This is a genomic window from Longimonas sp. (genome assembly GCF_046498435.1).
Lineage (GTDB): Bacteria > Bacteroidota > Rhodothermia > Rhodothermales > Salinibacteraceae > Longimonas.
Genome location: NZ_JAWOAR010000168.1, coordinates 1 through 9,293, shown reverse-complemented (window position 1 = coordinate 9,293; position 9,293 = coordinate 1). Strand labels below are relative to the sequence as shown.

Genomic DNA, 9,293 nt, shown 5'->3' with positions numbered 1-9,293 from the left:
TTGAGCGGAGGATTCGGATATGTGTTGGACATGATCCATGCAGTCTGGGAAAGAAAACGAACCGTTCACTTCTACAGATCGCTGAAAACGGTTTAGCCTTGATATTCTTAATATAACAAAAGGCTCCTCAAATGCGAAGCCCCATTTTACCTGATTTAGCCTGAAAGTTTACTCTCTACACTGAAAGCGATGGTACCGTGCCTACTTTGTTCTACCTCTGCTCTACCCACCCGCTCGTAAAGGACTGTACGCAAAAGAGATGCAGACATGACTGGTGGGCCCGGCAGGACTTGAACCTGCGACCGATCGATTATGAGTCGACTGCTCTAACCACCTGAGCTACGGGCCCGCTTGGCTGTGTATTGCGCCGCATATAGCCACCGATTTGCGGGGCCATGGGTTCCGCACGCATGAGGGCGCCCACCCTTTCGTCTGAGCCATACGTGTTGTATGTTTAGAACCCGTGTGTCTCCACCCGCTCCGCCTACGTTATGCGCACTGCTTCGACGCTCACCCTTCTGCTGATTCTGCTCATTGCGCCCGTATCCGCGCAAGACCGACCGTCCATCGATGAGAAAACCGATGGCATGGAACGCATGGACGGCTTTGTGCCGCTCTATTGGGATGCAGAGGCGGGCACCCTTTGGATGGAAATCGACGCGTTCGAGGAAGACTTCCTGTACGTGAACTACCTCACTGCCGGACTCGGCTCCAACGACGTGGGGCTCGATCGCGGTCAGCCCGGCGATACGCGGGTCGTGCAGTTCGAGCGCGTGGGCCCCAAGGTGCTGCTCGTGCAACCCAACCAGACGTACCGTGCCGACACCGATAACCCCGCCGAGCGCCAGGCCGTTGACGATGCATTTGCAGATGGCGTGCTCTGGGGATTCGACGTAGCGGCGCAAACCGACGATCGGGTGCTGGTGGAGGCGACTGATTTCGTGGTGCGCGATGTGCATGGCGCGGCGCAACAGCTTCAGCAGAGCAATCAGGGGGCGTACCAGCTGGAGCGCAGTCGCAGCACGCCCGACATCGACCGCACCGGGGCATTTCCACAAAACACGGAGATGGAGGCGCGCCTCACCTTCGTGACCGATGACACGCCTGGCTCCGAGGTTCGCAGCACAGCCGCCGCGCCCACCTCATTCAGCCTACGCATGCGCCACTCATTCGTCGAACTGCCCGATGCAGACGGTTTTTCGCAGCGCGCCCACCATCCGCGCTCGGGCTTCTACAGCTTCAGCTACGAAGACTACGCCGCGCCGCTCACCGAAGACCTGACGCAGCGCTTCATTCCGCGCCATCGCTTAGAGTGTGCCGACGAACCCGGCACCGATGGCCTCTGCACGCCCGAGGAGCCCATCGTGTACTACCTCGATCCGGGCACGCCCGAACCGGTGCGCACGGCCCTGCTCGATGGCGCGCGCTGGTGGAACGAGGCGTTTGAGGCGGCCGGATACCGCGATGCGTTTCAGGTCGAGATGCTGCCCGACGACGCCGACCCGATGGACATCCGTTACAACGTGATTCAGTGGGTGCATCGCTCCACGCGCGGGTGGAGCTACGGGCCCTCCGTCACTGACCCGCGCACGGGCGAAATCCTCAAGGGGCACATCGTACTGGGCTCGCTGCGCGTGCGGCAGGATCTGCTTTTGGCGGAGGGGCTCACCGCGCCATACACGGGCGAGAACGCAGCGGGATTGCCCGACGATGACAATCCGATGCTCGATATGGCGCTCGACCGCATCCGGCAGCTCTCGGCCCACGAAATCGGCCACACGCTTGGGTTGCAGCACAACTTTGCGGCCTCCACCCAAAACCGCGCCTCGGTGATGGATTACCCTGCACCCTACGCCACACTCGATGACGACGGCGCAGTCACGCTCGACGATGCGTATGCCAGCGGCATGGGCGCGTGGGACGATATCGCGATCCGCTACGGCTATGCGTATCCCCAAGAGGGCGAGTCGGAGGATGAACTGCTCACCCGAATCATGCAGGAGTACGACGAGGAAGAGCTTACCTACATCAGCGACGCCGATGCGCGTCCGGCAGGCGCCGCGCATCCGCAGGCCAACCTGTGGGACAACGGTAGCGACATGGTCGAGGCGCTCGAACACGAAATGGAGGTGCGCCAGACGGCCCTCGACAACTTCGACGAATCCGTTATTCGCACCGGCGAACCGCACGCGCTCATGGAGGAGGTGCTCGTGCCGCTCTACCTGCGCCATCGCTACCAGGTGCAGGCCACGGCCAAGCTGCTGGGCGGCTTCACGTACAGCTATTCGGTTCGGGGAGATGCGGAGGCCGCGCCCCGCCGTGTATCGTCGGGCACCCAGCAGGATGCGCTCGATGCGCTGCTCCGCGTTGTAGAGCCCGAAGCCTTGCGTCTGCCCGAAGCGGCCCGCACACAGATCCCGCCGCGTCCGCCGGGCTACCCATCGAACCGCGAACTCTTTCCGGGTCACACCGGCCTCCCGTTCGACGCCACAGCGCCCGCCGAGATCGTGGCCACCATGGTGTTCGACCAGCTGTTGCATCCCGAACGCACCGCACGCCTAACGCGCCAGTCGCCTGTGCTCCACGAGGTACTCGACCGCGTTACCGAAGCAGTATGGGACTGGAACGAAGAGGGCGCGCCCCAGAGTGCCGACAACCAGGCGCTCAAATACGTTGTGCAGCGCGTATGGACGGATGCGCTCTTGGAGCATGCCGTGCATGAAGACACTGCCCCCGAGGTGCGCGCGCATCTCACCTGGCACCTTCGCGAGATCCGTACGTGGCTGAACCGCCAGACGGAAGACGTGCCTGAGTCCCACCGGAGCAACACGCCCCCCATCCCCGAAGCGCATCACGCCCACCTTCTTGACCAGATCGAGCGCTTCCTGAACCGCGACTACGAAGCGGAGACGGCCGCCCCCGCCCTCAACACGCCGCCCGGCTCGCCAATTGGGCAAGGCGTACCAGCGTATCAACAACGCCAGCAGCAGCGCCGCGCGTGGATGCAGAACGCACTGCCCGAACGCAAAGCCTGCCGCACGCCGTGGTAGGGTAGGTGTTCATGACGTTGAGGGGCGAGCGGGGCCGAAAGCGTTCGGGATAAAGATCGCCGGGGATGCGAGCGATACCGACAGTGGTCGGCACAGGTTACCCGGCTATGGGTATTTCAGAATCGAGGGGTCTCCTTAGCCCGGGATCAGGAGCGCAGCGGATATCCCGGGCGGCGTGTGGACGCATGCCTTCTTTGTCTCCACACCAGGGACGCAAGTGGTCCCGAAAGCAGGTGGCACAAAAACCGCCGGGGATGCGAGCGATACCGACAGTGGTCGGCACAGGTTACCCGGCTATGTGTATTTTAGAATTGAGGGACTATGCCGCGTTACGAAACGCGCCTTGAAGTGTCGTTACGTGAAAGACCTTGCTGATGGTGTCACCTCTTGCGCTATGTCATACACGCGATTGTACTACCACATCGTAACAGCTACATATCGGCGGTACCCGCTCATTACACCTCGTGTGGAGCCATTGCTGTATGCAGCGCTGCGTGCGAAAACCGAGTCGGTGAACGGGCGTCTGATACGCATCGGTGGCATTGCGGACCACGTGCACCTGGTCGTCGCTTTGCCTCCCACCCTATCAGTGACCCAATTCGCACGCGCAGCAAAGAGCGGAAGCTGCTACCGTGTGCGTCAGGCAATAGGACAGGATACCTTCCGCTGGCAGTCGGGATATGGTGCATTCACGGTTTCACCTCGTCATATGGAGCCCCTCCTCGACTATGTAGCTCGTCAGAAAGAACACCACACCACCAATCGCTTGTGGAAACGCTGCGAGGCTATATCGGAACCGTGAGGCGATTGACGAGACGTCGCCGGAGACGCAAGCGGTCTCCGGCTATGGGTATTTCAGAATCGAGGGGTCTCCTTAGCCCGGGATCAGGAGCGCAGCGGATATCCCGGGCGGCGTGCGGACGCATGCCTTCTTTGTCTCCACACCGGGGACGGAAGTGGTCCCGAAAGCAGGCGGCACAAAAACCGCCGGGGACGCGAGCGGTCCCCGGCGGATATCCCGGGCGACTTCTGGAGCATCTACCGCTTGCGGGCCAGCGTGAGGCCATCGGCCACTGGGAGGAGGCTCAGGTCGATGCGCTCGTCGGTGTGGAGCTGTTCGTTGAGGTCGTGAATAGCCTGCACCGAGGCGTCGTCAAGGTCGTCAAGGTCGGGATCCGCCACGCGGCCATCGCGGAGCATGTTGTCGAGCAGGATGAGTCCGCCGCGCCGTACCAGCGCCAGGCTGTGCTCGTAATAGTCCGGGTAGCTAATCTTGTCGGCATCGATGAACACGAAGTCGAACGTACCCTCGGCGCCGTCCTCGCGCAGGGCCTGGAGCGTATCGATGGCCGGGGCAATGCGCAGGTCGATGCGGTTGGCCACGCCGGCCTCGTTCCAATAGTGCTCGGCAACCTCGGTATAGTCGCGGTTGATGTCGCATGCCACGAGTGTGCCGTCGTCGGGCAGCGTGTAGGCCACAGAGAGCGCGCTGTATCCAGTAAACACGCCGATTTCCAGGGCGCGCTTTGCATCCACCAGACGGGCCAATAGCTGCATGAACTGGCCTTGTTCGGGCGCGATCTGCATGTCGTGCTTGGGGTGCTGCATCGTTTCAGCGCGCAGGCGGCGCTGCACCTCCGTCTCGCGTAGCGACACATCGAGCAGATAGTCGTGCACGCGGTCTGAGAGTCCAATTGATTGGTTCGACATACGCTGTGGGGGCTGCATCCAAAAAGCAAATGGACAGTTTGTTACGGTACGGGGGGATGCATAGGTTGCCCGCATGCCGCGTTGAATCAAAACCGCGCCCCGAAAGGTACGAGCGCGCAACCGCATCCCCCTATGCCAAACTGCTGTAACGCCCTATGGCCGATGCCCCACGCTTGCTCTGGGTCGACGACGAAGTCGATCTGCTTCGCCCCCATGTCATGTTTTTGGAAGACAAAGGCTACGACGTCTCCACCGTATCGAACGGGGCCGACGCCATCAACCTGGTGCGCGAGGAACCGTTTTCGCTTGTGTTCTTGGATGAGCAGATGCCGGGCATGGACGGCCTGGAGACGCTCGTAGAGCTCAAGGAAACGCGCCCCGAGGTGCCCGTGGTGATGGTCACCAAGAGCGAGGAGGAGGACCTCATGGAGAAGGCGCTGGGGCGGCAGATCAGCGATTACCTGACGAAGCCGGTAAACCCGAGCCAGATTCTGTTGACGTGTAAACGCGTGCTGGAGCGGACGCGCCTGCAGCAGGAGTCGCAGTCGGAGCAGTACCTGCAGTCGTTTGGCAAGATCGATCGCACCATCAGCCAGACCGACAATGCCGAGTCGTGGCGCACGCTGTACCAGCGCCTGGTGAACTACGACCTGTCGCTCACCGGCGATGAGGGCGCCCGCCAGATCTTCGACGATCAATTCAAGAAAGCAAATCGGCGCTTTGGTGAGTTCATCGAAGCCACGTATCCCGACTGGATCGCGGATTTGGATCGTCCCCGGCGGCACAGCGACCGGCCCTTGCTCTCCCACGAGGTCCTCCCCGAGCATGTCTTTCCCAAGCTGGGGGAGCAGCCGGTGGTGTTTTTTGTGATCGACTGCATGCGCTACGATCAGTGGCTGGAGTTTGAAGCGCTGCTGCGTCCGCACTTCCAGATCGAAACAGATTTCCACTACAGCATTTTGCCGACGGCCACGCCGTACTCGCGCAATGCGATCTTTAGCGGACTCCTGCCGCTCGATTTGGACGAGCGCTTCCCGAATTTGCAGGCGAAGGCGGAAGAGGAGGAGCACAGCCGCAATCAGTATGAGGAGGCGCTCTTGCACGACTTCATGGAGCGGCGCAGCCTCGACGACCTGAGCATGCGCTACGATAAGCTGATCGCTACCGAAGACGGACGCAACTTCGCCAGTCAGGCGCAGAACCTGACGCAGCACGACCTGAGCGCGGTGGTCGTCAACTTTGTGGATATCCTGGCGCACAGCCGCTCCGACTCGGATGTGCTCAAAGAACTGGCTCCCGACGAGGCCGCGTATCGCTCACTAACCCGCACCTGGTTTGAGCACTCGTGGCTCCTGGATGCACTGCAAACGCTGTCGGAGCGCGACTGCACGGTGGTCCTCACCAGCGATCATGGCGCGGTGCTGAGCCTGCGCTCCTCGAAGGTGATTGGCGACCGCGAAACCTCAACCGCTCTCCGATACAAGCACGGGCGCAACCTGCAATGCGAGGAAGAGGAAGCGATCTACGTACGCGATCCGGAAACGTACGGACTGCCCGCTCCGGCCATGAACACGAACTATATCCTGGCCAAGGAGGATTTCTACTTCGTGTATCCGACCAACTTTCACCACTACGAGAAGCTCTACCGCGACACGTTCCAGCACGGCGGTGCGTCGCTGGAGGAGATGATTCTGCCGGTGGCTACGCTGACACCCAAGGAGGCATGACGGGCCTGATATTGGGAGAGACGCATCTGATCAAGATCAACCCGGCTCTCGCACAGCCGGCTGGCGCTCCATCGTAAAGACAATCTACAACCAAAACCGACCACGTCGCATGGCTCCGCCTCGTCCTCATGCAGGACGACAGATTGCAAACGGATACGTCGCTCCATTCTCGCACGAGCAGACCAGCCTCCGTTAGCGCGCCGGTACCGCATCGCACGCCACCCACTGGCTGTTGCGATAGATGCCGTGGGCTTTGCCGACAAGCTCGGTATCCACAAACGGCGTATTCTGGCTCTTCGAGCGGATGTGCCCCTCGGTGAACGTCCACCGTGTGTCGGGATCGAAGACGGTGAGGTTGGCCGCCGCGCCCGGCTCGAACGTGGGCGCGGGGAGGCGCAAAATACGGCGCGGCGCGACCGTGAGCGCCTGCACCGCCTGCATGAGCGAGCACACGCCCGGCGCCAGCAGTTCGCGTCCCACGAGCCCCCACGCCGTTTCCAGCCCCAGAATGCCGTTGGGCGCTTCGGGAAATGGCACGTCCTTCTCGTGTGGCGCATGCGGGGCGTGGTCAGTGCAGATTGCATCGATGGTGCCGTCGGCCAGGCCCGCTTTCAGAGCGGATACGTCGGCGGCGCTGCGGAGCGGTGGGTGCATCTTCGTATGCGTGGAGAACCCCGATGCCTCCACGGCTTCGTCGGTCAGCGCCAGATGGTGCGTGCACACCTCGGCGGTGACCTCAATGCCGTCGGACTTCGCGCGGCGCACCAGCTCTACCCCGCGAGCGGTGGCGATGTGTGCCACATGGACGTGCCCGCCGGTGAGGCGCGCCAGCTCAATGTCGCGCGCAATCATCACGTCCTCCGAGCACGCCGGAATGCCGGGCACCCCCAGGCGCGTAGCCACCGCCCCCTCGTGCATGTGGCCATCGGGATTCAGTGACGGCTCTTCCATGTGATTGATGATGGGCACGTCGAGCATGGTGCTGTATTCGAGCGCCCGGCGCATGAGTCCGGCATTGTGCACAGGCGCGCCGTCATCGCTAAACGCCACGGCCCCCTCCTCGGCCATGCTTGCCATCTCGGCCAGGGTTTCGCCCGCGCGCTCCTTCGAGACGCATCCGATCGGGTGGACCGCAACGGGCTGTTTTTCCGCCCGATGCTTCACGAATCCGACCGACGCCCGCGTATCGAGCGGCGGATTGGTGTTAGGCATGCAGGCGATCTCCGTGAATCCGCCAAACGCCGCCGCGCGCGTGCCGCTGGCAATCGTCTCCTTGTGCTCGAACCCCGGCTCGCGCAGATGCACATGCATATCCACCCAGCCCGGCGAAATGTGCTGCCCCGAGCAGTCCACGCGTGGCACCGTGTCGTCCACCTCCACATCGAGGTCGGGGGATACCGTGTCGATGCGCCCGTTGTGGATGAGCACGTCGGCGCGGGTGGCGGTTTCCGCGTATGGATCGATTACGGTGCCGCCATGAAGCAGCACGTTGGGGCGCGATTCAGCGTAGTCGGCAGGCATAGTAGAGCAAGGGGGATGAGACAGGCAAGCAGCACTTCCAACATAGGACGCAAGCGCATAGAATGCGACGCGCCGTGCACACATCAGGAATGATGCGTGCGTGAAGATTTATGCGTGTGAGAGGGAGAGGACGTACGCAGTTGCGGCTCACGAATGTCATCGCGTTGCGAGGCTCGCACCTGTTTAGTGGGTTACAATGATCGCCCGGGGACCGCTTGCGTCCCCGGCGATCTTTGGAGCGGATGCTATCGGCACTGCACGTGTCCGGGGCGGCATGTCGCTAAACACACAGCTTTTCATGTTTCCACACGCACATAACGACCTCGTTGCACGTCTTGGCGTAACGCAGCAGGAGGGCAGCATACAAAGAAGGCGCGCATGCGAGCAACATCGCGGCGTACTTCGTATTTTACACACCAATGCGATCTCCTGATATGGCAACCTCCACTGTAGACCGTGCCGATGCCGTTCGCGACGCCGCCAAAGACGCGTTTGGCTTCGTTCCGAATCTCATCGACGAACTGGCATCAGAGAACCCCGCCGTCGCTGAAACCTACCTGAAAGCCAACGGCCACCTGAGCAACGGCGTGCTCAGTCCCGCCGAGCAGCAGCTCGTCATCCTGACCGTTTCGGGATATAACGACTGTCACTACTGCACCAAAGCCCATGGCGCCGCCGGTGCCCAGGCCGGACTCGACGCCGACGTGATCGAAGAACTGGTCGACGGCGGTCTGCCCGAAGAAGGACGACAGCGTCTGCTGGCCCGGGCCACGAAGCGCCTTCTGGGCAAGCGCGGCTGGCTTAGCGACGAAGACCGCGCCGAGTTTGAAGAGGCCGGTCTTACCACCGCTGAGCTGTACGAAATTGTGGGGCTGATCGGCGTAAAAACGATCAGCAACTACGTGAATCACCTGGCCGGAACGCCTGTGGATCCGCAGTTCCAGTAAGGGGCGATCTGTAACGCGGGATCAGGTAGAAGCGACGTACTGAGTCCTCGTCGTCTCTATCCCGCCACCATCGTAGAGACGACGACTGCGTCCCATGCAGCGCGCCCGTACGTGGCGCTGTGTGGGGCGCTTTTTTTGTTAGATGACCCAAGTTGCCGCCTACAGGGTTGTCATTTTGAGCGGAGCGTAGCGGAGTCGAAAAATCTCCTTCTTGCACCTGTTGGGCTCTCAGTGGGGGAGATTCCCGCAAGGGATGACCGATCGGCCCCTTCGTACAACAGGCATGACCTACGGCCCTAGCTTCGCTCCTCAGAATGACAGAATGTGGAGCGTTAGCG

Annotated in this window: 6 protein-coding genes and 1 tRNA gene; 4 read left to right on the top strand and 3 right to left on the bottom strand. The window is 61.7% G+C overall.

What is annotated here, in order from left to right; all coding sequences use genetic code 11:
- Positions 1–272: 272 nt before the first annotated feature.
- Positions 273–349: transfer RNA gene (locus R6U20_RS06230), tRNA-Ile, on the bottom strand.
- A gap of 142 nt (positions 350–491) precedes the next feature.
- On the opposite strand from R6U20_RS06230, the gene R6U20_RS06225 reads away from it, so the two are divergent.
- The gene (locus R6U20_RS06225; protein ID WP_410337002.1) at positions 492–3,050 is read left to right on the top strand and encodes a zinc-dependent metalloprotease; all 2,559 of its coding nucleotides are present in this window, start codon (positions 492–494) and stop codon (positions 3,048–3,050) included.
- Positions 3,051–3,444: 394 nt separating this feature from the next.
- Complete coding sequence (gene tnpA / locus R6U20_RS06220) at positions 3,445–3,852, top strand: IS200/IS605 family transposase (RefSeq protein WP_410337001.1); 408 nt, start codon at positions 3,445–3,447, stop codon at positions 3,850–3,852.
- Positions 3,853–4,088: 236 nt separating this feature from the next.
- Here tnpA and R6U20_RS06215 read toward each other — a convergent pair whose 3' ends face one another.
- Complete coding sequence (locus tag R6U20_RS06215; RefSeq protein ID WP_410337000.1) at positions 4,089–4,760, bottom strand: O-methyltransferase; 672 nt, start codon at positions 4,758–4,760, stop codon at positions 4,089–4,091.
- Between the two features lie 155 nt (positions 4,761–4,915).
- On the opposite strand from R6U20_RS06215, the gene R6U20_RS06210 reads away from it, so the two are divergent.
- On the top strand, positions 4,916–6,487 hold the full coding sequence (locus R6U20_RS06210) for a response regulator (RefSeq protein WP_410336999.1): 1,572 nt from the start codon (positions 4,916–4,918) through the stop codon (positions 6,485–6,487).
- Positions 6,488–6,679: 192 nt separating this feature from the next.
- Here R6U20_RS06210 and R6U20_RS06205 read toward each other — a convergent pair whose 3' ends face one another.
- Positions 6,680–8,008: a dihydroorotase gene (locus R6U20_RS06205; protein ID WP_410336998.1), complete on the bottom strand. Its 1,329-nt coding sequence runs from the start codon at positions 8,006–8,008 to the stop codon at positions 6,680–6,682.
- Between the two features lie 434 nt (positions 8,009–8,442).
- Between R6U20_RS06205 and R6U20_RS06200 the strand changes: the two genes are divergently transcribed.
- Entirely contained in the window at positions 8,443–8,955 is a 513-nt protein-coding gene (locus R6U20_RS06200) for a carboxymuconolactone decarboxylase family protein (RefSeq protein ID WP_410336997.1), read from the top strand.
- Positions 8,956–9,293 lie beyond the last annotated feature (338 nt).

Bases quoted from the DNA above. Each gene is read 5' to 3' on its own strand.
- R6U20_RS06225 (WP_410337002.1), top strand. From the start codon at position 492: ATGCGCACTGCTTCGACGCTCACCCTTCTGCTGATTCTGCTCATTGCG.
- R6U20_RS06200 (WP_410336997.1), top strand. From the start codon at position 8,443: ATGGCAACCTCCACTGTAGACCGTGCCGATGCCGTTCGCGACGCCGCC.
- R6U20_RS06210 (WP_410336999.1), top strand. From the start codon at position 4,916: ATGGCCGATGCCCCACGCTTGCTCTGGGTCGACGACGAAGTCGATCTG.
- R6U20_RS06205 (WP_410336998.1), bottom strand. From the start codon at position 8,008: ATGCCTGCCGACTACGCTGAATCGCGCCCCAACGTGCTGCTTCATGGC.
- R6U20_RS06215 (WP_410337000.1), bottom strand. From the start codon at position 4,760: ATGTCGAACCAATCAATTGGACTCTCAGACCGCGTGCACGACTATCTG.
- tnpA (WP_410337001.1), top strand. From the start codon at position 3,445: ATGTCATACACGCGATTGTACTACCACATCGTAACAGCTACATATCGG.